This is a genomic window from Rhodopseudomonas sp. NSM (assembly GCF_052445935.1).
Taxonomy (GTDB): domain Bacteria; phylum Pseudomonadota; class Alphaproteobacteria; order Rhizobiales; family Xanthobacteraceae; genus Rhodopseudomonas.
Map to the genome: position 1 here is coordinate 595,700 of NZ_JBQTCH010000002.1, position 25,756 is coordinate 621,455.

Sequence of the window (25,756 nt, forward strand, 5' to 3'; positions counted from 1 at the left end):
AAACATTCGGCTCCAACAACTCACATCAATTTGCGCAAAATGACCGCGCCGCGCTGGAACCAAATCGACCATCCAGCGTTCCCGCCGCTCAGTCTCCCCCTGCTATCAGATCCTGGACTCGGTTCGCCTTATCACGTGTCACGTGACTTCGTAGGGCATTGGCTTGCCCGCGAACAACGCCCTCAGATTGGCGATCACGCAATCCTGCATGGCGACATGCGCATCGAGGGTGTGGCCGCCGATATGAGGCGTCAGCACCACGTTCGGCAATTCGCTGAGCGCGTCCGGGGCATAGGGTTCCTGCTCGAACACATCGAGCCCGGCGCCGGCGATGGTGTGGTCGGCCAATGCCGCGATCAGCGCGGGCTGATCGATCACCGAGCCGCGCGAGATGTTGACCAGCACGCCGTCCTTGCCGAGCCGCTTCAACATGTCAGCATCGATGATGCGCTGCGTATCCGGGCCGGCGCGGACCGCGATCAGCAGCACGTCGCACCAGTCGACCAGTTCGCTTAAGCTCCCGACATAGCGATACGGCACGTCGTGGCGGCTGCGGCTGTGATACGCGACCTCGGTCTCAAACGACGCCACCCGCGACGCGATCTTCCTGCCGATCTCGCCGATGCCGTAGACGCCGACCCTGGCGCCGGTCAGCCCGCGCGGCGGCTTGAGCAGCGGCGACGGCTTGGCCCCCGACCAGCCGCCGCTGCGCAGATAAGCGTCCGCCGGAATCAACCGCCGCATCAGCCCGAGCAGCAGCGTCATCGCCAGATCGGCGACCGCCGAGGCGTTCGCCGCCGGGCTGTTGCCGATCAGGATGTTGCGCTCGGCGGCGGCTTTGAGGTCGACGCCGTCATAGCCGGTGCCGTAGCAGACGATCGCGCCGAGCGACGGCAGCAGATCCATCGTCTCGCGGCCGAGCGGCTGCGCGCCCATGGTCAGCAGCGCGCGGACGTCGGCGAGCTCGGTTGGGCTGAAGACTTCATTGGCCGGCTTGCCGCCGGTCTCGAGCAGTTCGAACTTGTCGCCGAACCGCGCCAGCATCGACTTCGCGAACCGCGAAAACACCAGAACCTTGTCCGCCACGCCGCTCTCCCTTTTCTTGTTGTTGTGACCTGGTGTGACTCAAAGCAAAGGGCGGACCGGTTGCCCGATCCGCCCTCCTCTATTCGATAGTCACGTGAGCCGCAGACGACTTAGTGAACCGAACCCGGCTCGACCTTGACGCCCGGGCCCATCGACGACGACACCGCGACGCGCTGGATATAGGTGCCCTTGGCGCCGGTCGGCTTGGCCTTGGTCACTGCGTCCGCGAGCGCCTTGATGTTCTCGACCAGCTTCTCCTCGGTGAACGAGGCCTTGCCGACGCCGGCCTGGATGATGCCGGCCTTCTCGACACGGAACTCGACCGAGCCGCCCTTGGCGCCCTTGACCGCGCCGGCGACGTCCATCGTCACCGTGCCGATCTTCGGGTTCGGCATCATGCCGCGCGGACCGAGCACCTTACCGAGACGGCCGACCAGCGGCATCATGTCGGGGGTGGCGATACAGCGGTCGAAGTTGATGTTGCCGGCCTGGACCTGCTCGACGAGGTCCTCGGCGCCGACGACGTCGGCGCCGGCCGCCTTGGCTTCGTCCGCCTTGGCGCCGCGTGCGAACACGCCGACGCGCACGGTGCGGCCGGTGCCGTTCGGCAGCATCACCACGCCGCGGACCATCTGGTCGGCGTGACGCGGATCGACACCGAGATTGAGCGCGACCTCGATGGTTTCGTCGAACTTCGAAACGGCGCGTTCCTTGACCATCTTCACCGCTTCGTCGAGCGGATACAGCTTGGTGCGGTCGATGCCTTCGCGGATCTTCTTCAGACGCTTACCGATTGCCATGATCCGTTACCCCTCGACCTGCAGGCCCATCGACCGGGCAGAGCCCTCGACCATGCGCATGGCCGAATCGATGCTGTCGCAATTGAGATCCTTCATCTTCTTCTCGGCGATCTCGCGCACCTGCGCCGAGGTCACCTTGCCGGCCGAATCGCGGCCCGGCAGCTTCGATCCGGACTGGATCTTCGCCGCCTGCTTCAGGAAGAAGGACATCGGGGGGGTCTTCAGTTCGAAGGTGAACGAACGATCGGCGTAGATCGTGATCACCACCGGAATCGGGGTGTTCTTCTCTTCCTTCTGGGTCTGCGCGTTGAACGCCTTGCAGAACTCCATGATGTTGAGGCCGCGCTGACCAAGCGCGGGACCGATCGGGGGCGAAGGGTTCGCCGCACCGGCCGGCACCTGCAATTTCAGGTATCCGGTCACTTTCTTTGCCATACTCTTCTCCTGTTGCCGGCACAGCCGGCGGTTTCAGGTTTCGTGGTGGGGCCTGCGACGACTGGCGATCGTCATCGGCCTCCCACGTCAGTTCAGAGCGAAGCCTTCGCCTCGCCCTCTCCCGTCATGCCCGGACTTGATCCGGGCATCCATCGCTCTTCACTTACGAAGGCGATGGATTGCCGGGTCAAGCCCGGCAATGACAGCCACTACCGGGTCAAGCCCGGCAATGACGCCATAACCGGAGCCAGGCCCCGGCAATGACACTTGCCCAATCAGACCTTCTCGACCTGACCGAATTCCAGTTCGACCGGCGTGGCGCGGCCGAAGATCGAGACCGCGACCTTCACGCGCGAACGCGCCTCGTCGATTTCCTCGACCACGCCGGAGAACGACGCGAACGGGCCGTCGGCGACGCGGACGTTTTCGCCGATCTCGAACGACACCGACGCCTTCGGGCGCTCCACGCCTTCCTGCACCTGGTGCAGGATGCGCATCGCCTCGGCTTCCGAGATCGGCATCGGCTTGTTCTCGGCGCCGAGGAAGCCGGTGACCTTCGGGGTGTTCTTGATCAGGTGAAAGGCTTCGTCGGTGAGGTTCATCTTCACCAGGACGTAGCCCGGAAAAAACTTGCGCTCGGCGTCGACCTTGCGGCCGCGGCGGACCTCGGTGACCTTCTCGGTCGGCACCAGCACCTGCTCGAACAGATCCTCGAGACCGCGCTGCTTGGCCTGCTCGCGGATCGATTCGGAGACCTTCTTCTCGAAGTTCGAATAGGCGTGGACGATGTACCAGCGCATGCTCATGTCGAGGGGCCTGCCGTTAAACGCCGAGCACGAAGGTGATCAGGATCCTGATCACCTGGTCGGCGGCAAAAAAGAAAATCGAAGCGAGCGCCACCATCACGAACACCATGATGGTGGTGATCGTGACTTCGCGGCGCGACGGCCAGGTCACCTTGGCGGTTTCGCTCCGCACTTCCTGCAGGAACTTGAACGGGCTGAAGGCCATCATGTGATCCAGATCGGTCGGTCGAATGTCGGGTTTTCAGAAATCCGAACAGCCCTGTTGCGCCCAACCTCTGCCAAGGAACCCCTTCGCGAAGGATGAGCCGCCAACCGGGCCCTGTTTTCGGGAAATGAAAGCCGCGCCGGAGATCCGTCGAAGCGGGCCGGCAGCGAGTGACGCCTTTTATGGCGAGTTCGGCAAAACGTCAAGCCGGCGGCGTATCCGAGACGCTCCTGCGGCAGCTCCCGGGCCGTCCGCACGGCTCGAAAAATCGTCTTTCTGCCAGATACTTGGCTTCGCGGGCGGTAATGGCGGATCTCGGCGCGCGACCGCGGGGCGATGCGACGTTTCACCCGATCCCGACGCCGAGCAGCGCATCGACCAATTCCCGCTCGACGCGAAGCTGATCAGCCTGACCGCTCCAGGCGATCCGGCCGCGCTCGATGACGATGACGTCGTCGGCGAAATCCAGCGCCCGCGCGATCTGCTGCTCGACCAGCACCACGGTCATCTCGCCGGACTGCGCCAGCTTGACGATCGTCTCCATCAGACGATCGCAGATCACCGGCGCGAGCCCTTCGAGCGGCTCGTCGAGCAGCAGCACCGAGGGCTTGCCGAGCAGCGTGCGCGCCAGCGACAGCATCTGCTGCTCGCCGCCGGACAGCTGGACCCCGTTGTGATGCCGCCGCTCGGCGAGCCGCGGAAACATCGCGTAGACCTCGTCGAGCTCCGAGCGCGGCCGGCCCTTGAGGCCGGTAAAGAGGTTTTCCTCGACCGTCAGCGACCGGAACACGTCGCGGGTCTGCGGCACATAGCCGAGGCCCGATGCGGCGCGTGCGAACGTCTTCAGTCCGGTCACATCGCGCCCGTCGACGCGGATCGCGCCGCCCTGATGCGACGTCAGGCCCATGATCGTGGCGAGCAGCGTGGTCTTGCCGACGCCGTTGCGGCCCAGCACCGTCAGCCGGCCGCCGGCCGGCACGGCGAAGCTCATCTCGCTCAGGATGCCGACCGAACCATAGCCGGCGCTCAGCCGCTCGACCTCAAGACGTGCTGCGGGCATCGGCATAGCTTCCCAGATAGGCCTGACGAACGGCGTCGTTCTGCTTCACGTCCGCGGGGGTTCCCTCGAAGATCAGCGCGCCGTTCGCCAGCACGAGGACGCGCTTGGCGAATTTGAACACCAGATCCATGTCGTGCTCGATCATCAGGATCGCGATCTCCGGCGACATCCTGGCGATGGCTTCGAGAATTCGTGGCGATTCGTCGTGCGGCACGCCGGCGGCCGGTTCGTCGAGGACCAGAACCCGCGGTTTCATCGCGAGCCCGATCGCGAGATCGAGCAGCCGCTGTTGTCCGTAGGCCAATTTGGTCACCGGCATGGCTGCGAGATGGGCGATCCCGAGCAGGCTCAGCACACCCTGCCATTCGTCGCGCACCTCAGCCGAATCCATCGCCGACGAGAACATCCGCTTGGTCAGCCCGCGACGCTGCATCACGGCCAGCGCAACGTTCTCGGCGACCGTAAGGCTGGTGAAGAGCCGCGTGACCTGGAAGGTTCGCACCAGCCCGCCCTGCACCCGCTCGGGGATCGAGGCGGCGGTGACGTCCTCACCGCCGAGCAGAATGCGCCCGCCGGAGGGCGGCAGATCGCCGGAGATCAGGTTGACCAGCGTCGTCTTGCCGGCGCCGTTCGGGCCGATCAGCGCGACGCGATCGCCGCTCGACAACGTGAACGACACGTCGTCGGTGACCCGCAGGCCGCCGAACGATTTGGACAGATGCTGGACGTCCAGCAAGACGGTCATCGCGCCGCCCTCGCCTGCCGGAAATCCTCGACCCGCCGGACGACCTCGTTGACCAGACCGCGCGGGAAGAACAGCACCACCACGATCAGCAACAGACCGACCAGGATCATCCAGTGGAAGGGGCTGGCCGCCGACACGTAGTGGTGGAACAGCTCGAACAGGATGGTGCCGATCAGGGCGCCCCACAGATTGCCGGCGCCGCCGAGGATCAGCATGATCAGCGCCTCTGCTGAGCGCTCGAAGCCGACGCTGTCGAGCCCCACCACGCCGGTGTTGATCGCAGCCACCGCGCCGCCGACGCCGGCAACAGCGCCCGCGACGCAATACATGATCACCAGCCGCGGATAGACCCGAACGCCGATCATGCGCGCACGCAAGGTGTCGTCCTTGATCGCCCGGCACATCAGGCTGAACGGCGATCGCGCGAAACGCAGCAGCGCCACCATCGCGACCAGCAGCACCACCAGCGAAAACACGTAGCCGGTCCGGCCATAGATGTCGAAACTGAAAACGCCGAAGATCGGCCCCGGCGAAATGCCGGCCAGCCCATCGCTGCCGCCGGTGATCGACGACAGCTTGTTGGCCAGCGCGGCGACGAGCTGGCCAAAAGCAATCGACAGCACCAATTGCGGAAGGCCGCGGAAGCGCGTGACCAGCAGGCCGGACACCAGCCCCGTGCAAGTGCCGGCAACAGCCCCGACGAGAAGCATCGCAATCGGATCGGTGATGCCGGCCAATGCGGCGTTGCCCGCAGCATAAGCTGCGACGCCGAACAGCGCCGCGTGCCCGAGCGTCGCGACGCCGCAATAGCCGGTGACGAGATCCAGCGAGATGACGAGGAACGCCAGGCCGATCACGCGCGTCAGAAAGGCGAGATCATCAGGGAAGACGAAATAGCCGATCGCCCCAAGACCGGCGATGATCGCAGCGGCCATCAGATCGTTGCGAAGGCCGGCGGTGGCGACCGGAGCGGCTGTGACGGAAGCGGTCGTCATCAATGGGCCCTTCCGAACAGGCCGTGGGGGAAGATGTACACGATCACGATCACCGCGACATAGAAGAAGAATTCGCCGAATTCCGGGGCCAGATACTTGCCCGTGGTATCGGCCAGGCCGAGCAGCAGCGACGCCGCGAGCGCGCCCGTGACCGATCCCGCGCCGCCGACGGAGACGACGACGAGGAACGTCACCATGTAGCGCAGCGCGTAATACGGCTCGACCGGCAACAGTTCGGCGCCGACGACGCCGCCGAACGCGGCGAGCCCGACGGCCAGCGCAAACGTCGCCGAATAGACGATCTGCGTGCGGATGCCCAAGGATTCCGCCATGTCGCCATTGTCGACCGCGGCGCGAAGCCGTACCCCGAACTCCGTCTTCTCGATCAGAAGCCAGAGCGCCACCGCCGTCACGACGCCGCAGCCGATCACGAACAGCCGGTGCGCGGGAATCATGCGGAAGCCGAGATCGAACGGGCCTTTGAGCATTTCGGGCAACGGGATCGGCTTCGAGGTCGGCCCGAAAATATAGTTGGCGACGCCGACGATGAAGAAAGTGATGCCGATCGTCAGCAGGATCTGGGTCAGTTCGTCGGAGCGGCGATAGATGCGACGATACAGCAGGTACTCGAACGGGACGGAGATGATCACCGCCCCGATCACGGCGATCAGGATCGCGACCGGATAGGAGACGCCGAGCGACACCAGCGCGAACGAAGCGAGATAGCCGCCGATCATCGCGAACGCGCCGTGGGCGAGGTTCACCACCCGCATCAAGCCCATCATGATCGACAGGCCGATCGAGATCGTGAACAGCACCATGCCGTAAGCGAGCGCATCCGGCAGAATTCCGAGAACGGTCTGCATCACGACACCGTCGCCGTGGCCGTCGACGGCTTCGGCAGGTGAGCCCGTCGCGATATCGACGTGTCCAAATCAGCCTTCACGACCCGGCCCCCGCGCTCGATTCCGAAGCGGCCCGCGGCCGCCTGCCCCTGTTACAGCGACCGCCCTCCGCAATCCAGCGCGGAGGGCGGTCCAGTCGACTACTTGGCGAGGCCCCAGTCGGGCTGCGCCTTGAAGGTCTCGAGTTCCTTGTTGATCAGCTTGCCGTCGACCTTCTCGACTTCGCGCAGATAGACGTTCTGCGTGATGTGCCGGGTTTCCGGATCAATCGAGACCGGGCCGCGCGGGCTCACCCACTCCATGCCCTTCACCGCCGCGATCGCCTTGTCGGGATCGCTCTTGCCGGAGGTCGCCTCGATCATCTTGTAGATCAGCCGCGCGCCGTCATAGGCCGCGACCGACGTCATGGTGACTTCGTCGAGCTTGGCGCCGCCCTTCTGGAGCTGGGCCAGGAACGCCTTGTTTTCCGGCGAGTCGTGCGACACCGCATAGTGATAGGTCGACAGAATGCCGAGCCCGGCCTCGCCGATGTTCGGCAAATCCGGTTCGGTGACGACGTCGCCGGTCGACATCAGCTTGACGCCGCCCGCCTTCAGGCCGTTGTCGATATAGGCCTTGACGAAGCCGAGAGTCGGCGGGCCCGCGGGCAGGAAAGTGAAAATCATGTCGGCGCCGGAATTCTTGATCCGCTGCATGATCGGACCGAAATCCGTGGTGCTGAGCGGCATCCGGACCGCCTCGACGACCTTGCCGCCCTCGGCTTCGAAGGTCTTCTTGAACGCGGTTTCGGCGTCGATGCCCGGGCCGTAATCGCTGACGGCGATCGCGACCTTGGTCGCGCCCTTCTGCTTGGCGACCTTCGCCGCCGGCACCGTGTTCTGGAACATCGTGAACGAGGTGCGGACGATGTAAGGGCTCTTCTCGGTGATCGACGACGTCGCCGCGTTCATCACCACCATCGGCACCTTGGCTTCCTGCAACAGCGGCGCCACCGCCATCGCGTTCGGCGTGAAATACAGGCCGGCGAGATACTGCACCTTCTCCTTGACGATCAGCTCCTGCGCCAGCGCCTTCGACTGCGCCGGGTTGGGCGACACCTCGTCGCGATAGACGAACTCGACGGTGTGGCCGGCGACCTTGTTGCCGTGCTCGGCGACCCAGGCGTCGATGCCCATCTTGTAGTTCTTGCCGAACAGCGCGTAAGGCCCGGACATCGTGCCGATGACGCCGACCTTGATGGTGTCGGCGTGCGCGCCGGTGGCGATCAGCGAGACCGCCGCGAGTGCATAAACAGATCGCAATCCCCAACCCATACGTCTCTCCTCACTGTTGACTGACAATTTCGTGGACTTTCGGCTCACAACATCTCGAAATATTCGCGCTGCTCCCACTCCGTCACTTCGGCCTGAAAGCGTTCGATCTCCGCGTTCTTGATGAACGTGTAGTAGTCGATGAACTCGCCGCCCATCGCGGTCCGGAAGAACGGGTCGTCGCGCAACGCGAAAATCGCCTCGCGCAGCGACTTGGGCAGAAGGTCGGCCTTGGTCTCGTAAGGGGTGTCGGCCGACGGCCCGGGATCGAGCGCGCGGTCGACGCCGTCGAGACCCGACAGGATCTGCGAAGCCATGTAAAGATACGGGTTTGCCGCAGGCTCGCCGACCCGGTTCTCAATCCGGGTGGCTTTGTCGCCCGGCCCGCCGAGCACCCGCAGCATCACCCCGCGATTGTCGCGTCCCCAGATCGCGCGATCGGGCGCCAGCGAATACGAGCGGTAGCGTTTGTAGCCGTTGATGGTCGGCGTCGTGAACACGGTTGCAGCACGGGCGTGTTGCAGCAGCCCCGCGAGGTAGTGCCTTCCGAGGTCGGACAGAACGTCCGTCTCCGACACGAACGCATTGTGCCCGCCGTCCCGCGCGATCAGGCACTGGTGCAGATGCCAGCCCGACGACACCACGTTCGGGATTCGCGGACGGCACATGAAGGTGGCGTGATAGCCGTGGCGCCGGCAGATCTGCTTCACCGCGCTGCGGAACAGCACCATCAGGTCGGCCGGCATCAGGCCGACGGTCGGCTGGAAGGTGAATTCGCACTGGCTCGGGCCGAACTCGACCTCGATCGAGCGCAGCGGCAGGCCGAGCGCGACGATGTCGCGGCGGATCAGTTCGAGCACCGGCTCCATCTGATCGTAGCGCTGCTCGGTGAGATACTGATAGCCGTGCGACAACAGGCTGACTTCCGGCGGCTCGCCGGGTTGGCCGGCATGCTCCGGCCGCATCTTCGCGTCCTCGACCTTGAAGACGTGGAATTCGACTTCGAGCCCGGCCATGTAGTCGTAGCCGCGATCGGCCAGTTTCTGCAGCACCGAGCGATACAGCCCGCGCGTCGCGAACGGAACGGCGCGACCGTTGGCGAAATACAGATCGCACAACACCCAGCCGGTGTTCGGCGCCCAGGGCAGCAAACGGAACGTAGTCGGATCCGGCAGCATGATGGCGTCGGCGCCGCCCTGCATCTCCGACATGCCGAAGCCACCACCGGCCTGAAACACCGGAAACACCGTCTTGTGCGAGGTGTCCTTGGCCAGCATCGTGGTGGTGATCGAGGCGCCTGACTCGAGGCAGTTCAGCGCCTCGGACGCCACCAGGGTTTTGCCGCGCAGGATGCCGTGCTGATCGGGAAACGAGAACCGGATGGTCTCGAGACCGTGCTCTTCGGCGATTCGCCGCATCCTTGCTGCGGCTTCGATCTGTTCGTCGGACCAGAGGCCGTACTTCTCAACCAGACTCAACGCTCGATCCTCGATCCGTGCCGCTCGCCCACGCTCATTCCGCCGCCGTCAGATGCGGCACCTTGGCGGCGATCTCCGCCGGCACCGGCGCGGCCCAGGGCGCACCGCGACGGCGCTTGACGTCGACCTCCATCCAGTAGGTCTCCCAGCCGCGGCTCGGGCCGATGCCGTCCATCGTCGCCGGCCCCTGGATGCCTCGCGCGCTGGCGGCGTCGAGCGCCAGCAGCGGACGCTGGCCGGCCTCGGCCTTGGCGATCTCCTGGCGTAGCAGCCGGCGATACTGGATGATCGCCTTGTCGCTCTGTCCGAGATGTTCGCGGGTGCGATCCTGGATCGGCCCCATCGACTCCACCGCCCACTGGTCGTGGACGTTGATGTCGGCGCCCATGCCGGTATAGGTCGCGGTCGCCTGCTCGTGCGGATCGAAGCCGTAATCGTTGGTCTTGTTGCGGCGCGACTTGTAGTCCGGCAGTTCGTAGAGTTCGAGCCGCTGGTCGCGCATCTTCACCTTGTCGACCGGCTTGGTGTAGCTGGTGAAGATCGCGTACCAGTAACAGTTGTTGTCGTCGACCGGGACGTGCCACTGCGTGATCGTCATCTCGGTGCTCATCGGGATGACGAAGCCGTGCGGGAACAGCTGATTGGTGACGCGTACGTGGGTGCGCTCATCGTCGATCTGACGCAGCGCGATCAGCCGCAAGCCGTATTCGGTGTGCTCGACATTGATGATCGGGCGGTCGTATTCGCGCAACACCTTGGTCATCGGCATCTCGCTGCCCGCCGAAGCGCCGCGGAACTGCTTGCCGTAGGATTGCGAGGTGTCCTCGTCCTCGAAGAAGCGATGCAGGAACGAGGCGTGCGCCGGATCGATTCCGACTTCCAGCGCCTGCAGCCAGTTGCATTCGAACAGCCCCTTGAACGCGAACACATGGGTGTCGGGCGCGGTGAAGCAGTCGATCTCGGGGAATGCGGGCGGCTCACCGGCGCCGAGATAGGCCCACAGCATGCCGCCCTTGGCGACCACCGGAAACGCCCGCTGCTTGATGTTCTGGCACAGCACCGAATTGGCGGGCTCCGCCGGGGTTTCGAGGCACTTGCCCTCGACGTCGAACAGCCAGCCGTGGAAGGCGCAGCGCAGGCCGCCGCCTTCGAGCCGGCCGAACGCGAGATCGGCGCCGCGATGCGGACAGTCGCGATCGATCAGGCCGTAGCGGCCCTGCTCGTCTTTGAACAGCACGAAGTCTTCACCCAGCAACCGCACCGGCTTGATCGGCCGCTCGCCTTCGAGTTCGTCGACCAGCGCCGCCGGCTGCCAATAGGCGCGCATCAGTTTGCCACAAGGCGTGGCGGGTCCGATCCGGGTGATCAGGTCGTTCTGCTCCTGGCTCATCATGGGCGTAGGCCTCCTTCGCAGGTCGAGGAGCAGCTTGTCTGAAAAAGGAACAGACTGCCGCTCCGTTTTGCTTGTTCAATAGACGAACAATCGTTCGATTAGAATAAGAATGCCTCTTAGGAGCGAAGCCTGCAAGCCCATTTTGTGTCCCAGAACTGCCCAACAGAGGTGCAGACAAGTTCCGGATACCGATGTGCACTAATCAACAATCCGTCTAACGCCCTTGTGTTCGCACAACGAACACGCTTAGGATCACCAACCCGCCGTCTTCAATGTCCTCAGATGCCGAAACTGAAACGCGACGAGAGCGAACTGCCGGATACCGAGCACATCGAAAGCCTGGCGCGCGGCCTTCGGCTGATCGAGGTGTTCGGGGCCGAGCGGCGCCCGATGACGTTAAGCGATGTCGCGAAGGCTTGCGGCCTACCGCGCGCCACGGCGCGGCGCATTCTTCTCACGCTGCAGAAATCCGGCTTCGTCACCAGCGACGAGCGGCTGTTCGAATTGACCCCGCGCGTACTGCGGCTGGCGTCGGCGTATCTGGCTTCGAACCAGATCAGCACCCTGCTGCAGCCGGCGATGGATCTGGTCTCGGACAAGGCCAAGGAGGTCTGCTCGCTGGCGATCTGGGATGGCGACGACGCGGTGTTCGTCGCACGGTCGAGTCCGGCGCGGGTGTTTTCGTCCGGCATCGATCTCGGCTATCGGCTGCCGCTGTTCTGCACGTCCGTCGGCCGGGTCCTGCTCGGCCGGCTCGGCAATGACGACCTCGCCGCGACGATCGACCGGATGACGCTGGCGAAGCAGACCGACACGACCCTGATCGACAAGCCCACATTGGTTGCGACCATCATCGCCGATCGGACCAAGGGATATTCACTGGTCGATTGCGAGGCCGAGCCGGCATTCCGCTCGATCGCCGTGCCTGTGCGCCGCTACGATGGAATGATCGTCGCCGCCGCCAATATCGGCGCCCATGTCGACCGGATCACGACCGGCGAAATGATCGACCGCTTTCTTCCGCCGCTGAAACGCATGGCCGAAGATGTCCGGCCTTTGATGATGTGAAGGGTCGGCCAAACCGGCGGCCGCAGCGAGGCGCGGAACTTGCGACAGCGATCGACCGGACCGCGCACGAACCCGTCGCAGCGCGGCTTGAGCCGTTAACCCATTGAATTTTTTGAAACTTTAGCCGCTGGCAGGAGTGGCAGGGCTCGAACCTGCGACCCCCGGTTTTGGAGACCGGTGCTCTACCAATTGAGCTACACTCCTACGACCGACGTTGCCGCCGATTTGCGCGGTTGAAGCATAAGCGGTGCCCTTCTGGCAAGTGGGATGCGCGATTAGGCTTTGGTCTATTCCGCCGCGGCGTCCGTCGGCCCGTCCGGTTTCCGCTTCGATCGGGGCGCCAGCGCACACTCCCGGTTGGCGCCCGTGCCGGGCGCATTCTCGAACACGCAGCGCGTCGGCGGCGCGCCGCAGACCTTGTCGAGTTCCCGGAAGCCGACGCAGTGCCCATCCGGGGCGCGATAGCCGGTGCCGCCCTTGCAACCGCAACCTTTGCAAGGCGGGCGGTCGGGACAGGCCGCCTGGGCCGCAAACAGCGGCTGTCCGAACAGAAAGGCCGCGAGCACGACCCAGCGTACTCGCGGCCCTGATGATTGCTTTCGCAACGTTACTCGATGATCGAGGCCACCACGCCGGCGCCGACGGTGCGGCCGCCTTCGCGGATGGCGAAGCGGAGCTTCTCTTCCATCGCGATCGGCACGATCAGGTGCACTTCCATGGCGATGTTGTCGCCCGGCATCACCATCTCGGTGCCTTCCGGCAGATGCACGACGCCGGTGACGTCGGTGGTGCGGAAGTAGAACTGCGGACGATAGTTGGTGAAGAACGGGGTGTGACGTCCGCCCTCTTCCTTCGTCAGGATGTAGGCCTCGGCCTTGAACTTGGTGTGCGGCTTCACCGAACCCGGCTTGCACAGCACCTGGCCGCGCTCGACGTCCTCGCGCTTGGTGCCGCGCAGCAGGCAGCCGATGTTGTCGCCGGCCTGGCCCTGATCGAGCAGCTTGCGGAACATTTCGACGCCGGTGCAGGTCGTCTTCTGGGTGTCGCGGATGCCGACGATCTCGATTTCCTCGCCGACCTTGACGATGCCGCGCTCGACGCGACCGGTCACCACCGTGCCGCGGCCCGAGATCGAGAACACGTCTTCGACCGGCATCAGGAACGGCTGGTCGATCGGGCGCTCCGGCTGCGGGATGTAGGCGTCGACCGCCTTCATCAGCTCAAGGATCGCGTCGTGGCCGAGCTTCGGATCCGAGTTCTCCAGCGCCGCCAGCGCCGAGCCCTTGATGATCGGAATGTCGTCGCCCGGGAAGTCGTACTTCGACAGCAGCTCGCGCACTTCCATCTCGACCAGCTCGAGCAGTTCCGGATCGTCGACCATGTCGCACTTGTTCAGGAACACGACGAGCGCGGGAACGCCGACCTGACGCGCCAGCAGGATGTGCTCGCGGGTCTGCGGCATCGGGCCGTCGGCCGCCGACACCACCAGGATGCCGCCGTCCATCTGCGCCGCACCGGTGATCATGTTCTTCACGTAGTCGGCGTGACCCGGGCAGTCGACATGCGCGTAGTGGCGGTTCTGCGTCTCGTATTCGACGTGAGCCGTCGAGATCGTGATGCCGCGCGCCTTCTCTTCCGGCGCCTTGTCGATCTGGTCGTAGGCCGTGAACGTCGCGCCGCCCGTCTCCGCCAGAACCTTGGTGATCGCCGCCGTCAGCGACGTCTTGCCATGGTCGACGTGACCGATCGTCCCAATGTTGCAGTGCGGCTTGTTTCGTTCAAACTTTGCTTTGGCCATCGATATCCATCCTTGTCGGCGCAGCAGACATGCGGCGAAACCCGCGGCTGGTTACTGCGGAAAAGCACACTGTTCAAGCCGGAAGTTCTGGGCCAATCTCGCTGCGCCGTACCGAGAAAGGCCGCATGGTTGCTCATGTAAGGCCGCGAAACAAAAGATCAATCGGGAGACGCCATGACCGCTCACTCAGCCGCCAAATCCGCCGCGGCCCCACTCACCCCGCCGCTCGACCAAGCAAAACCTGAGGCAATCGGCCTGTCCCCCGCCCGGCTGCAGACGATGTCCGACGCTTTCAAGCGCGAGATCGACAAGGGCAGCATCCCCGGCGTCACCGTGCTGGTGTCACGCCGTGGTCATATTGGCTGGTTCGAGGCGCTCGGCCGGCAGGCGCCGGGCTCGGATGCGCCGATGCGCAAGGACAGCCTGTTTCGGATTTTCTCGATGACCAAGCCGATCGTCTCGGTCGGAATCATGCAGCTCGTCGAGGACGGTCATCTGCAGCTCGACGATCCGCTGCAGAAGTTCATTCCGGAATTCGAGAACACCAGCGTCGGTGTGGTGCGCGACGGCAAACTCGATCTGGTGCCGTTGGTGCGGCCGATCACCATTCAGGACCTGCTGCGCCACACCTCGGGGATCACTTACGATCACGTCAGTGACGGCCCGATCCAGAAGATGTATCGCGAGTCCCGCGTCCGCAGCCGCAAGATCACCAACGAGGAGCACGCCGGCCTGATCGCCGGCATGCCGCTGGTGTGCCAGCCCGGCGCGGCGTGGAACTACAGCCGCTCGACCGACATCCTCGGCCGCGTCATCGAAGTGATCTCGGGAAGGACCCTGGGGGCATTCCTCACCGAACGCATCCTGGCGCCGCTGCAGATGAGCGAGACCGGCTTCCACACCGGCGCCGAGAACAAGGGCCGGCTCGCCGAGCCGTTCCCGACCGATCCGTGGACCGGCGATCCGGTGGCGCTGTTCAACATGCTGGAAAAGCCGGCGATGGAGTCCGGCGGCGGCGGGCTGGTGTCGACGACGATGGACTACGCGCGGTTCTGCCAAATGCTGCTGAGTGGCGGCACGCTCGAAGGCACCCGCATCATCGGCCGCAAGACGCTGCAGCTGATGGCGAGCAATCATCTCGAGGCGCACATCCCGCCGGACAACTACATCCTGCCGCCCGGCCACGGCTTCGGCCTCGGCTTCGCGGTGCGCACCGAACCCGGCATCGCCCCTTTCCCCGGCTCGGTCGGCCAGTTCTACTGGAGCGGCATCGCCGGCACGTTCTTCTGGATCGATCCGGCGGAAGACCTGTTCGCGGTGTTCATGTCGCAAGGGCCGGGACAGCGCGAGTACTTCCGCACGCTGGTGCGCAATCTGGTGTATGCGGCGGTGGAGTAAAGCAGCTCAGCTGTTTGCTCTGACCTCATCCTGAGGAGGCCGCGAAGCGGCCGTCTCCAAGGATGGCCGCACGCGCCTTCTCCCGCCACCATCCTTCGAGACGCGCGCCCAAAACGGCGCGCTCCTCAGGATGAGGACGGAATGTGTGGCGAGTAAAGTCTATCCGCGAGTCATTCCGGGGCGCGAGCGTAGCTCGCGAACCCGGAATCTCGAGATGCTCTGCGCCTGCTGAAGCCGCTACAACCTCTGGATTCCGGGTTCGCCGCTACGCGGCGCCCCGGAATGACGGAGCAACAATCAGCTGATCGTCGCGCCGCCGTCGATCACGAGCGTCTGGCCGGTGGTGAAGGTGCCGGCCTTGGAGGCGAGGAAGATCGCGGCACCGGCGATTTCGTCGGGCTCGCCGATCCGCTGCAGAGGCGAGCGGGCGGTCGAAGCTTTCAGCGTCTCGGGATTTTCCCACAGCGCGCGGGCGAAATCGGTCTTGATCAGGCCGGGCGCGATGCAATTCACGCGGATATTGTGCTCGCCATATTCACAGGCGAGGTTGCGGGCGAGCTGCATGTCGGCGGCCTTGGAGATGCAGTAGGCGCCGATCACGGTGGAGCCTTTGAGGCCGCCGATCGACGAGACGATGGTGATCGAGCCGTCCTTGCGTTGGATCATCTGCGGCACGACTTCACTGATCAGCCAGTGATTGGCGACGATGTTGTTGTCGAGAATCTTGCGGAACTGATCGTCGTTGATGCCGGCCTGCGGGCCGTAATACGGGTTCGACGCGGCATTGCAGACCAGCGCATCGATCTTGCCGAACGCCGCAGTCGCCTCCTGCGCAAGGCGCTTGAGATCGTCCTTGCTGGAAATATTGGCGGCGATCGCCAGCGCCGTCCCTGCCCCGCGCGCATCATTGATCGACTTGGCAACAGCGTCGCAGGCGTCCTGCTTGCGCGACGAGATCACCACCTTGGCACCGTGCTCGGCCATCCGCTCGGCGATCGCCTTGCCGATGCCGCGCGACGATCCGGTGATCACGGCGACTTTTCCGGTCAGATCGAACAACGTCATGTTTCTCTCCCTTTGTTGGTTATTGGTCTGAATGATTTGCTCGTCATTGCGAGCGAAGCGAAGCAATCCAGAAGCGCTGTGCGCGGAGTTACTGGATTGCTTCGTCGCTTCGCTCCTCGCAATGACGGACTAGGCGAGCTTCGTCGGCGTCGCCACTTCCGGCCCCGCCGGCTGATGCATTGCGGCGTGCGACGGATCGGCGATCCAGGGCTGCTGATTGATCATCGGAATCCGCCAGCCCTCCTGGCCATCGGACGAGACCATGTGGTCGAGCCGCGTGATCGAGCAATTGTCGATGGTGAAGGCGAGCCCGCGCTCCGGCTGGTCGCGCAACGCCAGGCCGATCGCGGCCTTGATGGTGCCGCCATGCGCCACCGCGACGATGTCCTCGCCCGGATGCGCGGCGGTGATCCGTGCGATCGCACGCCTGGTTCGCTCGTACAGATCTATGAAGCTCTCGCCGTTCGGCGCGCGCTGGTCGATCGGGGCGAACCAGAAGGTATCGAGATTGATCGGCAGATTGGCGAAGAACGCGGCGCGGTTGGTGCCCTGCCAGTCGCCGAGATGCTGCTCGTTGAGATCGGCGTCATGCGTGATCAGCGGCGGACGCGGAAAGCCGGCGGCGAAGATCGCATCCGCGGTCATGTGCGTGCGCTTCAACTGGCTCGCGTACCACACTGCGCTGCGCGGCAGGACGCGGCCTACCGCATCGAACACCACCCTGTCGCTGCAGTCGCAGTCGATATCGATCTGGCCGTAGATGTTGCCGCCGTCGCTGCGCACCGGCGCGTGGCGCACCCACCACCACCTCGTCGCGGTGACGCCCGTCGGAACGGAGTGCTGGGCGACGAAGGGCTTTTCGTCGGCGGAAGGCGGCGCATTCGACATGCAGAAAATCCTTCATTCCCGTTTCAAGTCGCTGTACGTCAGACCTCGCATCGCCTCAAGTCACTTGTGTGTCCGTGCGCGATGCGAATTCCGTCAAACGGCAAACGCCGCAATCTTTAGGGAGCAACGCATGGGCCGCCTCGCAGGCAAATCCGTCATCATCACCGGCGCCGGCAGCGGCATCGGCCGCGCGGCATCGCTGCTGTTCACGCAGGAAGGCGCACAACTGATCGCGGTCGATCGCACCGACGGCGTGCACGAGACCGTCGAGCAGGTCCGCAAGGCCGGCGGCACGGCGGAAGCGGTGACCGCGGATGCAGGCTCCGAGGACGACGTCAAAGGCTTCATCGCCAAGGCGATCGCGGCTTACGGCAAGCTCGACGGGATCTGGGCCAATGCCGGCATCAGCGGCGGGCTGGTGCCGCTGCCAGAGCAGACGCCGGAGCACTGGCAGGAAATCCTGCGCATCAATCTGATCGGGCCGTTCCTGGCGATCAAGCACACGATGCCGCACATGATCAAACAGGGCCACGGCGCGATCCTGTGCACGGCTTCGGTGGCGGGCCTGAAGAGCGGTGCTTCGGGGCATCCTTACGCGGCGTCGAAGGCCGGCGTCATCAGCCTGGTGCAGACCACCGCCTATTCGCTGTCCGGCACCGGCGTGCGCATCAACGCGGTGTGCCCCGGGCTGATCGAGACCGGCATGACCAAGCCGGTGTTCGATGGCGCCCGCGCCCGCGGCACCGACCACAAGATCGGCCAGCTCAATCCGCTGAAGCGCGCCGGCCAGCCGCACGAGCTCGCCACCATGGGGCTGTTCCTGCTGAGCGACGAAGCCAGCTACGTCAACGGCCAGGCGTTCCCTGTCGACGGTGGCCTGACAGCGTCGATGCCGTATGCGGGCAAGCCGATTTAACAAACGCAGTCATTCCGGGGCGCGCGTGAAACGCGCGAACCCGGAATCTCGTCGTATCAATCGCGGGATTCCGGGTTCGCCGCTGCGCGGCGCCCCGGAATGACCGGATGACAAAAGGCGCGGCCCGTTGCGGACCGCGCCTGTTTCTTGCGTAAAGCCCGACCTCGCTTACTTCGCGCCGGCCTTCTGCGCATAGGCCCAGCTCGCCTTGGCGAGCGGCACGGTGCGGGCGGCGGAGTCCTTGGCCTTGTCGGAAGCGGCCGTGCCGTCGCGGATGCGGCCGGCGATGCCCTGGGTGATGCCGGCGAGGCGGAAGGTGTTGTAGGCGAAGTACCAGTTCATGTCCTCGACTTCGGGGATGCCGGCGGCGCGGTTGTAGATCGCGGTCGCCTCCTCGATCGTCGGGATGTTCAGCGCCTTCAGATCTGCGCCGTCGAGGCCGGGCATCGCCCACTGCATCAGCAGATAGGTGAAGTCGGCCATCGGATCGCCGAGCGTCGACAGCTCCCAGTCGAGCACCGCCTGCACCCGCGGCTCGGTGGCGTGGAAGATCATGTTGTCCAGCCGGTAGTCGCCGTGGACCACCGAAACCCGCTGCTGATCCGGCACCGTGCTCGGCAGCCATTCCATCAGCCGGTCCATTTCCGGGATCGATTGCGTCTCGGAGGCCTTGTACTGCTTGGTCCAGCGATCGACCTGGCGCGCGAAGTAATTACCCGGCTTGCCGAAATCGCCGAGGCCGATCGCCTCGGGTTCGTAAGAGTGGAGCTTCGCCAGCGTTTCGATCTTGGCGGTGAAGATCGCACGGCGCGCCTCCGGCGTCTGGCTCGGCAGCGTCGGATCCCAGAACACCCGGCCCTCTTCCATCGACATGATGTAGAACGCCGCCCCGATCACCGCATCGTCGGTGCACAGCGCGTAGGCCTTGGCGACCGGGAAGCCCTGCTTGCCGAGCGCCGCAATAACGCGGAATTCGCGATCGACCGCGTGCGCCGACGGCAGCAGCTTGCCGAACGGCTTGCGCCGCATCACGTAGGAACGGCCCGGCGTGTTGAGCCGGTAGGTCGGATTGGACTGGCCGCCCTTGAATTGCTGCACCTCGAGCGGGCCGGCATAGCCCTCGACGTTCTGCTGCATCCATTCCGCGAGGCGGGCTTCGTCGACGCGATGCCGCTCCTCGACCGGCTTGGTGCCGGTGTACTCGTCGTCTTTCCGTATCCCGACCAACGTGACGCTCCCTTGTTCTTGTTCGCGCGTTACGCGCCGCGCGTTCCGACAATCCAGAAACAGTCATACCCGGGCTTGACCCGGGTATCCATCTTTTCAAGAGATGGATCGCCGGATCAAGTCCGGCGATGACGTTTTTATGCGGCCTGCGCGGTCAGTGCGCCGCGTTGGCATACTTTTTCATCTCGAGCCGGGCAATGGCGCGGTTGTGCACCTCGTCCGGGCCGTCCGCGAGCCGCAGCGTGCGGATGTTGGCGTAATCCTTGGCGAGGCCGGCCTCGTCGGAGACGCCGCCGCCACCAAACGCCTGGATCGCGTTGTCGATGATCTTCAGCGCCATGTTCGGCGCAGCGACCTTGATCATCGCGATCTCGAGCTGTGCGGTCTTGTTGCCGACCTTGTCCATCATGTCGGCGGCCTTGAGGCACAGCAGGCGGTTCATCTCGATGTCGGTGCGGGCCTCGGCGATGCGCTGTTCCCAGATCGAATATTCGATGATCTTCTTGCCGAAGGCGGTGCGCGACTGCAGCCGCCGCACCATCTTCTCCAGCGCTTCTTCGGCCTTGCCGATGGTGCGCATGCAGTGATGGATGCGGCCCGGACCGAGGCGGCCCTGCGCGATCTCGAAGCCGCGGCCTTCGCCGAGCAGCAGGTTCGACGCCGGGACGCGAACGTCCTTGAGCAGCACCTGGCCGTGACCGTGCGGCGCGTCGTCGAAGCCGAACACCGGCAGCATCTTTTCAATCGTGATGCCGGGGGTGTCGAGCGGCACCAGAATCTGCGACTGCGCCTGATGTTTCGGCGCATTCGGATCGGTCTTGCCCATCACGATCGCGATCTTGCAGCGCGGATCACCGACGCCCGACGACCACCATTTGCGGCCGTTGATGACGTAGTGGTCGCCGTCCTTCTCGATCCGGGTCTCGATATTGGTGGCGTCGGAAGACGCGACCGCAGGCTCGGTCATCAGGAAGGCGGAGCGGATCTCGCCGTCCATCAGGGGACGCAGCCACTGCTGCTTATGCTCCTTGGAGCCGTAGCGCATCAGCACTTCCATGTTGCCGGTGTCCGGCGCCGAGCAGTTGAATACTTCGGAGGCCCAGCTGATGTGGCCCATCTGCTCCGACAGCAGCGCGTATTCGAGATTGGAGAGGCCGGCGCCGCGGAATTCGTCGTCTTCGTGCGACGACGGCGGCATGAACATGTTCCACAGGCCTTCGGCCTTGGCCTTCTTCTTCAGATCCTCGAGGATCGGAATCACCTTCCAGCGGTCGCCCTCGGCGTCCTGCTGCTTGTAGATCGGCACCGCCGGCCGGACATGCGTATTCATGAAGGCGGTGACGCGGTCCAGCCACTCACGCTGGCGATCGGACATCGTGAAATCCATCAGGCGATCCTCACTGTTTCCCTGTTCGGCCGACACGGATTGCCGGCACTGTCTTCCCGCCGCTCCGCCTCCGCAAGCCAATTCTGCGCTGCGCGCTGCATCGCGGGAGAGCGACGCGAAGACGGCGGACCGGTGGGTTGCCGAACGTCGCAGGCGCGAACGCATTGACTTCCGGCTGTGAAACGATAGTTTCATACAGGCGTTTGAAATGCAAGTTCGACGATTTTCCACGGCATGGCATGTCCACCGACACCACACGCACAGCGATCCTCCGGGCGGCCGAGCGGCTCTATGCCGAGCGCGGCTTCGGCGACGTCACACTGCGCGACATCGTGGCTTCCGCCGAGGTCAATCTCGCCGCGGTGAACTATCACTTCGGTTCGAAGGACGAACTGATCACCGAATTGTTCGTGACGCGTTCGATCGCCACCAATCGCGAACGGCTGAACGAATTGAAGGCCGCAGAGGCGGCCGGCGGCGGCCGCGCGCCGGTCGAGGCCGTGCTGCGCGCGCTGGTCGGCCCGACCATGCGCGGATGCCTCGGCCCAGACAGCCAGCGCTCCGATGCGGCGCGCTTTATGATCCGCGCCTCGATCGAGGCGATCCCGGCGATCCGGAAGATCAAGAACCGCGAGATCGATCATCTGCGGAAATTCGCCGCGGCGCTGCGGCGCTCGCTGCCCGGCAAGGCCGACGCGGAGATCTATTGGGGCCTGCATTTCGCCCTCGCCATGGCGCACCAGACGGTGCGCGACAGCGAGCGGCTGTTGCGGCTATCGGACGGCGCCTGCGACCTCGACGACGTCGACGGCGTGATCGAGCGTGTGGTGAGCGTCGCGACGCTGGCGTTGACCGCACCGATGCCCGCCGCCGCCGACAAGGCGCCTGCCCGCCGCGGGCGCTAGCCAGACCACGTCAAATGACCCGCGCCCCGGCGACGGAACGGCCTATCGACGTAACGGGAACAATGTCGGATGCCTCGGACGTCACAGCACCTCCGTCTGCCCGCGCAAGCTGCCAGCGGGGAGCCCTCACGCGAGCCAATGCGCGATGTCATCGGCTTTCGGTAGCCCGCCGGCGTGGACCACCTTGCCGTCGACCACGATCGCCGGGGTCGAGACGATGCCGTAACCGGCGATCGCCGCGTAGTCGGTGACCTTCTCGATCGTGACCGGAACGCCGAGCCTGTCGGCCTCCGCCTGCACCATCTCCGCCGTCGTGACACAACGTTTGCAGCCGGGACCGAGTACTTTGACGTCCTTCATGACGACACGCTCCTATGTGAACAAGGCATTGAAAAGAAAGCCGACGGCCAGAATGCCAGAGGCAACGACCGCGACGAACACGGCGATCAGCCGGGGGGTCAGCACCTTGTGCAGGATGATCAGTTCCGGCGCCGACAGAGCGATGACGCTCATCATGAAGGCCAGCACGGTGCCGAGCGCGGCGCCCTTGCCGAGCAGAGCTTCGACCACCGGAATGATACCCGCGGCATTGGAATACATCGGAATGCCGAGCACGACGGCTGCGGGCACCGACCACCACGCGTCGCGGCCCATGATCGAAGCTAGCAGGTCGGCGGGCACATAGCCGTGAATGAAGGCTCCCGCCGCGATCCCGGCGATGACCCAGATCCAGACCCGCCCGACGATGTCGACCACCGCTTCGATCCCCGCCCGGAGACGGTCGACCACTGTCACGGTTGACGACGGGATCTCGACGGCGCTGGAACGAACGTTGCGGACCCAGTCCTGCAGCCAACCTTCGAGGTGGAAGCGACCGATCACCCAGCCCGCGACGATTGCAATTCCGAGCCCGAAGCCCAGATAAGCGAGCGCCACCTTCCAGCCAAGCAATGCGAACAGCAGCCCGAGCGCGACCTCGTTGATCATCGGAGCGGCGATTAGGAACGAGAAGGTGACGCCGAGCGGCACGCCGGCGCTGACAAAACCGATGAACAGCGGCACCGCCGAGCACGAGCAGAACGGCGTGAGAATGCCGAGCCCGGCGGCGGCGACATTGCCGACTCCTTCGCGCCGGCCGGCGAGCAGCGCCCGAGTCCGCTCCAGCGAAAACCAGCTGCGCAGAACGCCCATGCCGAACACCACGAGCGTCAGCAGCATCAACACCTTCGGAGTGTCGTAGACGAAGAACTCGACAGCCTCTGCCGCATGGCTGCCGGGCTCGAGCGGGAGCAGCCCGACCGCCCATTTGGAGAACGGCTGCAATTGCGCGTAAATCAGTCCCCAGGCAACCAGGAATGCCGCGGTCCCGGCCAGCCAGACGGCTCCCCGCGGCTCGCGCCCGGCTTTCGTCTCCAGCGTGGTCATGCGGCCGCCCTCCTGTCGCGCGACGGCAGCGCCAGGACGGCCTCGACGACTGCAATGATACGCGGATCGAGATGGGGATTCCGGCGGTAGCGAACCCATTGAGCATCGCGACGATCAATCACCAGCCCGACAATCTTCAGCATGGCCATGTGACGCGACATCCGCGACTGGGTGGCGCCCAGCTTCTTCATCAGCTCGCAGACGCAGTGTTCCTGACCGTCCCACAGAAGCCGCAAGGCCTCCAGCCGCGTCTCTTCGGCCAAGGCCGACACGATGTCGATCGGATCCATTGTCATCCTGCACTGTTCCTGATCGACTATTGCGCATTTCCGCCTATGCGCATATTCGCATATATACGTAGCCGTCTCGGCGGTTATCGATTGTTACTGATCGATTTCTTGTCACGATTGCGCGGAGGATCGACGTGCCCGAACTGTGCGCCTGAGACACCGCGAGCACTTCCGCCTCCTGCAGAGCTGAATGGCCGGTTTGAGAGCAGTTCGACACCAGCATCTTCGTGCAGGAACGTCCGCAAATTCAGCCCGGGTTCAAATCGGGCGACCGGGGTTCGGCGACACCGGCGGCCCACTGCTGCTATTCGGCCCCTCCAGAAGACATTCAGCGAAGCGCGATGCTGAGGCGGTGGGTGGCAGGTGAGAAGATCTCACGATCAACAGGCGCTTTTCCAAACTCGTTCCGTCGACATCGAGCGCGACCAGCGTGCGGTTCAGCAATTCATCCTGGATCGCCGATTCCATTACGATCGAAATGCCTCGCCCGGCGCGCACCGCACGCTTGACGCCTTCGGTAGACCCCAATCCGTCCAGATAATGCAGGCGCGCAACGACGCTTCCCAGCGCCTCGCGCAGGATACGCCCCGTTCCGGTGCCCGGTTCGCCGGTGAGGATCAACTCCTTGGTCAGATCTTCCCGGTCGATGGACTTTTTTCCGGCCCAATGGTGATCCGGCGCCACGATCACTTTGAGAGTCTCGGCGCTCCAACTGGTGACGTCGAAACCGTCGGTATCCTCCCAGGCCTCCAGGACGGCGAGATCCGCCTCACCGCTCTTGAGACGGGCGGCGGCCTGCATGTTGCTCCCAATCCAGACGCGGACTTCGACCCTGGCGTCACGCTCGAAAGCCGCAATGCGGGGGTGGAGCAGATAGGTGCCGATGTTGCTCGAGGCGGCAACGGCAAGATGCGGGCGCTGGATCAGGTCGGCCGCGCGCAGGGCTGTGGCCACCAGAGCCCGGGCCAACGGCAGAAACCGTGCCCCTGCCGGCGTCAGGTGCGGATTCCCCGCCTGGCGAACCAGCAGCACCGACCCGAGCGACGCCTCGAGCTGGCGGAGATGTTCGAGAACCGTGGAGGGCGAAAGCCCGACTGTTCTCGCGCCGGCACGTATGCTCCGCGCCTCGATAACCGTCAAAAAACTGCGGACATGCGTCAGGTTCAGCAAGGTGGCTACCGCCAGTTCTGTCAGGCCAGCGCAGTTTCCGGTTTTTCGCCAGCCAGCACCCTCAAGATGCTGTCCGCCGCGGAATACTCGATGGCCCTGCGCGATTCAACGACTGCGGAGCCGAGATGCGGCGTCAACACGGTCTTCGTGGTCATGCTCAGCAAGCGCGGTTCGATCTCGCGAGGGCGATCCCCGCGAGCCCAGTCCTCGCACGCGAAAACATCCGCGGCGTAGCCGCCCAAATGGCCGCTTTCGAGCGCATCCGCCACGGCGGCCTCATCGACCAGTGAGCCGCGCGCCGGATTGATCAGCAAGGCGCCCGCCTTCATCGACCGGAGAAAGGCATGCCCCACGATCCCCTGGGTCGCAGGGGTCAGGGGCATGCCGAGAATGAGGATATCCGCCGATCCCGTGAGGACATCCATCGTCACACGCTCGGCATCGTCCGGCACCGACGGATTCCAGTTCGCGTCGCAGGCCAGAACGCGACATCCAAAGCCCGACAGGCAGCGCGCGATCGCCTGCCCAACCCGGCCATAGCCCACAATGCCCACCGTAGAGCCGGCAAGGCCGAGGCCGTAAAACTCCGGTCGCCAGCCATTGAACCCGCCCCGGCGAATGGCGGCGTCCCCGGCAAGGATGTGACGCCCAAGCGCGATCGTCAGCCCCACGGCGAGTTCGGCCGTCGGGCGCGTGAGCAGATCGGGCACGATAGTGACGGTGACGCCACGCGCGGTGGCAGCTTCGACGTCGATGTTGTCAAAGCCTTTCAGAGCGGCCCCGATCACGCGCAGGCGTGGACAGGAATCGAGAAACTCGGCGTCGATGCAGTCGGGCATGAAGGCCATCAGCGCGTCGGCAATACTTGCGTGAGCCAACAACACGTCGGCGGGCCACGGGGTCTCGAGATGATTGGCAATGATCCGCGCGCGCCCGGAGAACAGCGCGCGTGTATCATCGAACGTGCGATTGGTCAGAACCACCAGAGGCAGGTCGGTCAT

General features: G+C 64.6%; 26 protein-coding genes and 1 tRNA gene. 4 read left to right on the top strand and 23 right to left on the bottom strand.

Features of this window, described 5'->3' with window-relative positions; all coding sequences use genetic code 11:
- Positions 1–138: 138 nt before the first annotated feature.
- The 12 genes from ACTZWT_RS07100 to ACTZWT_RS07155 all read right to left on the bottom strand — a co-directional run bounded on the left by ACTZWT_RS07100 (position 139) and on the right by ACTZWT_RS07155 (position 11,218).
- Positions 139–1,086, bottom strand: coding sequence for a 2-hydroxyacid dehydrogenase (locus tag ACTZWT_RS07100; RefSeq protein WP_444768962.1), 948 nt, complete (start codon positions 1,084–1,086; stop codon positions 139–141).
- Between the two features lie 110 nt (positions 1,087–1,196).
- Entirely contained in the window at positions 1,197–1,886 is a 690-nt protein-coding gene (rplA, locus tag ACTZWT_RS07105) for a 50S ribosomal protein L1 (protein WP_444768963.1), read from the bottom strand.
- Between the two features lie 6 nt (positions 1,887–1,892).
- Positions 1,893–2,321 (bottom strand): 50S ribosomal protein L11, encoded by a 429-nt coding sequence (gene rplK, locus ACTZWT_RS07110; protein WP_092685317.1) that lies wholly within the window; start codon positions 2,319–2,321, stop codon positions 1,893–1,895.
- A 275-nt stretch (positions 2,322–2,596) separates the two neighbouring features.
- On the bottom strand, positions 2,597–3,127 hold the full coding sequence (gene nusG / locus ACTZWT_RS07115) for a transcription termination/antitermination protein NusG (RefSeq protein WP_011441168.1): 531 nt from the start codon (positions 3,125–3,127) through the stop codon (positions 2,597–2,599).
- 16 nt (positions 3,128–3,143) lie between these two features.
- Positions 3,144–3,332 (bottom strand): preprotein translocase subunit SecE, encoded by a 189-nt coding sequence (gene secE, locus ACTZWT_RS07120; RefSeq protein ID WP_444768964.1) that lies wholly within the window; start codon positions 3,330–3,332, stop codon positions 3,144–3,146.
- 346 nt (positions 3,333–3,678) lie between these two features.
- On the bottom strand, positions 3,679–4,392 hold the full coding sequence (locus ACTZWT_RS07125; protein ID WP_444768965.1) for an ABC transporter ATP-binding protein: 714 nt from the start codon (positions 4,390–4,392) through the stop codon (positions 3,679–3,681).
- The gene (locus ACTZWT_RS07130) at positions 4,373–5,137 is read right to left on the bottom strand and encodes an ABC transporter ATP-binding protein (protein ID WP_444768966.1); all 765 of its coding nucleotides are present in this window, start codon (positions 5,135–5,137) and stop codon (positions 4,373–4,375) included. Before ACTZWT_RS07130 ends, ACTZWT_RS07125 begins: the two co-directional genes overlap by 20 nt.
- Positions 5,134–6,132, bottom strand: a complete 999-nt coding sequence (locus tag ACTZWT_RS07135; protein WP_444768967.1) for a branched-chain amino acid ABC transporter permease — start codon at positions 6,130–6,132, stop codon at positions 5,134–5,136. The genes ACTZWT_RS07130 and ACTZWT_RS07135 overlap by 4 nt, the downstream gene beginning before the upstream one ends.
- Positions 6,132–6,998 (bottom strand): branched-chain amino acid ABC transporter permease, encoded by an 867-nt coding sequence (locus ACTZWT_RS07140; RefSeq protein WP_444768968.1) that lies wholly within the window; start codon positions 6,996–6,998, stop codon positions 6,132–6,134. The genes ACTZWT_RS07135 and ACTZWT_RS07140 overlap by 1 nt, the downstream gene beginning before the upstream one ends.
- A gap of 179 nt (positions 6,999–7,177) precedes the next feature.
- Positions 7,178–8,350 (bottom strand): ABC transporter substrate-binding protein, encoded by a 1,173-nt coding sequence (locus ACTZWT_RS07145; RefSeq protein ID WP_444768969.1) that lies wholly within the window; start codon positions 8,348–8,350, stop codon positions 7,178–7,180.
- A gap of 44 nt (positions 8,351–8,394) precedes the next feature.
- Complete coding sequence (locus tag ACTZWT_RS07150) at positions 8,395–9,765, bottom strand: glutamine synthetase family protein (protein ID WP_444769225.1); 1,371 nt, start codon at positions 9,763–9,765, stop codon at positions 8,395–8,397.
- Between the two features lie 94 nt (positions 9,766–9,859).
- The gene (locus ACTZWT_RS07155) at positions 9,860–11,218 is read right to left on the bottom strand and encodes an aromatic ring-hydroxylating dioxygenase subunit alpha (protein WP_444768970.1); all 1,359 of its coding nucleotides are present in this window, start codon (positions 11,216–11,218) and stop codon (positions 9,860–9,862) included.
- A 282-nt stretch (positions 11,219–11,500) separates the two neighbouring features.
- Here ACTZWT_RS07155 and ACTZWT_RS07160 point away from each other — a divergent pair, with 282 nt between their 5' ends.
- On the top strand, positions 11,501–12,286 hold the full coding sequence (locus ACTZWT_RS07160) for an IclR family transcriptional regulator domain-containing protein (RefSeq protein ID WP_444768971.1): 786 nt from the start codon (positions 11,501–11,503) through the stop codon (positions 12,284–12,286).
- Positions 12,287–12,414: 128 nt separating this feature from the next.
- On the opposite strand, the gene ACTZWT_RS07165 is transcribed toward ACTZWT_RS07160, so the two are convergent.
- A tRNA-Trp gene (locus ACTZWT_RS07165) sits at positions 12,415–12,490 on the bottom strand.
- Between the two features lie 403 nt (positions 12,491–12,893).
- The gene (gene tuf, locus ACTZWT_RS07170) at positions 12,894–14,084 is read right to left on the bottom strand and encodes an elongation factor Tu (RefSeq protein WP_444768950.1); all 1,191 of its coding nucleotides are present in this window, start codon (positions 14,082–14,084) and stop codon (positions 12,894–12,896) included.
- Between the two features lie 174 nt (positions 14,085–14,258).
- Here tuf and ACTZWT_RS07175 point away from each other — a divergent pair, with 174 nt between their 5' ends.
- Positions 14,259–15,482, top strand: a complete 1,224-nt coding sequence (locus tag ACTZWT_RS07175; RefSeq protein ID WP_444768972.1) for a serine hydrolase domain-containing protein — start codon at positions 14,259–14,261, stop codon at positions 15,480–15,482.
- A gap of 297 nt (positions 15,483–15,779) precedes the next feature.
- On the opposite strand, the gene ACTZWT_RS07180 is transcribed toward ACTZWT_RS07175, so the two are convergent.
- Together ACTZWT_RS07180 and ACTZWT_RS07185 are read right to left on the bottom strand one after the other, a co-directional pair.
- Complete coding sequence (locus tag ACTZWT_RS07180) at positions 15,780–16,547, bottom strand: SDR family NAD(P)-dependent oxidoreductase (protein WP_444768973.1); 768 nt, start codon at positions 16,545–16,547, stop codon at positions 15,780–15,782.
- 129 nt (positions 16,548–16,676) lie between these two features.
- Positions 16,677–17,435: a histidine phosphatase family protein gene (locus ACTZWT_RS07185; RefSeq protein ID WP_444768974.1), complete on the bottom strand. Its 759-nt coding sequence runs from the start codon at positions 17,433–17,435 to the stop codon at positions 16,677–16,679.
- 130 nt (positions 17,436–17,565) lie between these two features.
- Between ACTZWT_RS07185 and ACTZWT_RS07190 the strand changes: the two genes are divergently transcribed.
- Positions 17,566–18,351, top strand: coding sequence for an SDR family NAD(P)-dependent oxidoreductase (locus ACTZWT_RS07190; protein WP_444768975.1), 786 nt, complete (start codon positions 17,566–17,568; stop codon positions 18,349–18,351).
- Between the two features lie 168 nt (positions 18,352–18,519).
- On the opposite strand, the gene ACTZWT_RS07195 is transcribed toward ACTZWT_RS07190, so the two are convergent.
- Entirely contained in the window at positions 18,520–19,578 is a 1,059-nt protein-coding gene (locus ACTZWT_RS07195) for a phosphotransferase family protein (RefSeq protein WP_444768976.1), read from the bottom strand.
- A gap of 154 nt (positions 19,579–19,732) precedes the next feature.
- On the bottom strand, positions 19,733–20,965 hold the full coding sequence (locus ACTZWT_RS07200; protein WP_444768977.1) for an acyl-CoA dehydrogenase family protein: 1,233 nt from the start codon (positions 20,963–20,965) through the stop codon (positions 19,733–19,735).
- Positions 20,966–21,204: 239 nt separating this feature from the next.
- Between ACTZWT_RS07200 and ACTZWT_RS07205 the strand changes: the two genes are divergently transcribed.
- Positions 21,205–21,870 (top strand): TetR/AcrR family transcriptional regulator, encoded by a 666-nt coding sequence (locus ACTZWT_RS07205; protein WP_444768978.1) that lies wholly within the window; start codon positions 21,205–21,207, stop codon positions 21,868–21,870.
- 126 nt (positions 21,871–21,996) lie between these two features.
- Here the strand turns inward: ACTZWT_RS07205 and ACTZWT_RS07210 are convergent, their stop codons facing one another.
- The 5 genes from ACTZWT_RS07210 to ACTZWT_RS07230 form a co-directional block, all read right to left on the bottom strand.
- The gene (locus tag ACTZWT_RS07210) at positions 21,997–22,230 is read right to left on the bottom strand and encodes a thioredoxin family protein (protein ID WP_444768979.1); all 234 of its coding nucleotides are present in this window, start codon (positions 22,228–22,230) and stop codon (positions 21,997–21,999) included.
- 12 nt (positions 22,231–22,242) lie between these two features.
- Positions 22,243–23,295, bottom strand: a complete 1,053-nt coding sequence (locus ACTZWT_RS07215) for a permease (RefSeq protein WP_444768980.1) — start codon at positions 23,293–23,295, stop codon at positions 22,243–22,245.
- The gene (locus ACTZWT_RS07220; protein WP_444768981.1) at positions 23,292–23,585 is read right to left on the bottom strand and encodes an ArsR/SmtB family transcription factor; all 294 of its coding nucleotides are present in this window, start codon (positions 23,583–23,585) and stop codon (positions 23,292–23,294) included. Before ACTZWT_RS07220 ends, ACTZWT_RS07215 begins: the two co-directional genes overlap by 4 nt.
- 258 nt (positions 23,586–23,843) lie before the next feature.
- Positions 23,844–24,755 carry a LysR substrate-binding domain-containing protein gene (locus tag ACTZWT_RS07225; RefSeq protein WP_444768982.1) on the bottom strand — a complete coding sequence of 304 codons (912 nt, stop codon included), beginning with the start codon at positions 24,753–24,755 and terminating at the stop codon, positions 23,844–23,846.
- A gap of 20 nt (positions 24,756–24,775) precedes the next feature.
- Positions 24,776–25,756, bottom strand: coding sequence for an NAD(P)-dependent oxidoreductase (locus tag ACTZWT_RS07230; protein ID WP_444768983.1), 981 nt, complete (start codon positions 25,754–25,756; stop codon positions 24,776–24,778).

What these genes read in the sequence shown, in the direction of transcription:
- nusG (WP_011441168.1), bottom strand. Translation starts at nt 3,127, where the DNA reads ATGAGCATGCGCTGGTACATCGTCCACGCCTATTCGAACTTCGAGAAG.
- ACTZWT_RS07175 (WP_444768972.1), top strand. Translation starts at nt 14,259, where the DNA reads ATGACCGCTCACTCAGCCGCCAAATCCGCCGCGGCCCCACTCACCCCG.
- ACTZWT_RS07220 (WP_444768981.1), bottom strand. Translation starts at nt 23,585, where the DNA reads ATGGATCCGATCGACATCGTGTCGGCCTTGGCCGAAGAGACGCGGCTG.
- ACTZWT_RS07210 (WP_444768979.1), bottom strand. Translation starts at nt 22,230, where the DNA reads ATGAAGGACGTCAAAGTACTCGGTCCCGGCTGCAAACGTTGTGTCACG.
- rplA (WP_444768963.1), bottom strand. Translation starts at nt 1,886, where the DNA reads ATGGCAATCGGTAAGCGTCTGAAGAAGATCCGCGAAGGCATCGACCGC.
- tuf (WP_444768950.1), bottom strand. Translation starts at nt 14,084, where the DNA reads ATGGCCAAAGCAAAGTTTGAACGAAACAAGCCGCACTGCAACATTGGG.
- ACTZWT_RS07160 (WP_444768971.1), top strand. Translation starts at nt 11,501, where the DNA reads ATGCCGAAACTGAAACGCGACGAGAGCGAACTGCCGGATACCGAGCAC.
- ACTZWT_RS07145 (WP_444768969.1), bottom strand. Translation starts at nt 8,350, where the DNA reads ATGGGTTGGGGATTGCGATCTGTTTATGCACTCGCGGCGGTCTCGCTG.
- ACTZWT_RS07180 (WP_444768973.1), bottom strand. Translation starts at nt 16,547, where the DNA reads ATGACGTTGTTCGATCTGACCGGAAAAGTCGCCGTGATCACCGGATCG.
- ACTZWT_RS07150 (WP_444769225.1), bottom strand. Translation starts at nt 9,765, where the DNA reads ATGCGGCGAATCGCCGAAGAGCACGGTCTCGAGACCATCCGGTTCTCG.
- ACTZWT_RS07125 (WP_444768965.1), bottom strand. Translation starts at nt 4,392, where the DNA reads ATGCCCGCAGCACGTCTTGAGGTCGAGCGGCTGAGCGCCGGCTATGGT.
- ACTZWT_RS07140 (WP_444768968.1), bottom strand. Translation starts at nt 6,998, where the DNA reads ATGCAGACCGTTCTCGGAATTCTGCCGGATGCGCTCGCTTACGGCATG.
- ACTZWT_RS07215 (WP_444768980.1), bottom strand. Translation starts at nt 23,295, where the DNA reads ATGACCACGCTGGAGACGAAAGCCGGGCGCGAGCCGCGGGGAGCCGTC.
- ACTZWT_RS07130 (WP_444768966.1), bottom strand. Translation starts at nt 5,137, where the DNA reads ATGACCGTCTTGCTGGACGTCCAGCATCTGTCCAAATCGTTCGGCGGC.
- ACTZWT_RS07200 (WP_444768977.1), bottom strand. Translation starts at nt 20,965, where the DNA reads ATGGATTTCACGATGTCCGATCGCCAGCGTGAGTGGCTGGACCGCGTC.
- ACTZWT_RS07205 (WP_444768978.1), top strand. Translation starts at nt 21,205, where the DNA reads ATGTCCACCGACACCACACGCACAGCGATCCTCCGGGCGGCCGAGCGG.
- secE (WP_444768964.1), bottom strand. Translation starts at nt 3,332, where the DNA reads ATGGCCTTCAGCCCGTTCAAGTTCCTGCAGGAAGTGCGGAGCGAAACC.
- ACTZWT_RS07135 (WP_444768967.1), bottom strand. Translation starts at nt 6,132, where the DNA reads ATGACGACCGCTTCCGTCACAGCCGCTCCGGTCGCCACCGCCGGCCTT.
- ACTZWT_RS07230 (WP_444768983.1), bottom strand. Translation starts at nt 25,756, where the DNA reads ATGACCGACCTGCCTCTGGTGGTTCTGACCAATCGCACGTTCGATGAT.
- ACTZWT_RS07190 (WP_444768975.1), top strand. Translation starts at nt 17,566, where the DNA reads ATGGGCCGCCTCGCAGGCAAATCCGTCATCATCACCGGCGCCGGCAGC.
- ACTZWT_RS07155 (WP_444768970.1), bottom strand. Translation starts at nt 11,218, where the DNA reads ATGATGAGCCAGGAGCAGAACGACCTGATCACCCGGATCGGACCCGCC.
- ACTZWT_RS07185 (WP_444768974.1), bottom strand. Translation starts at nt 17,435, where the DNA reads ATGTCGAATGCGCCGCCTTCCGCCGACGAAAAGCCCTTCGTCGCCCAG.
- rplK (WP_092685317.1), bottom strand. Translation starts at nt 2,321, where the DNA reads ATGGCAAAGAAAGTGACCGGATACCTGAAATTGCAGGTGCCGGCCGGT.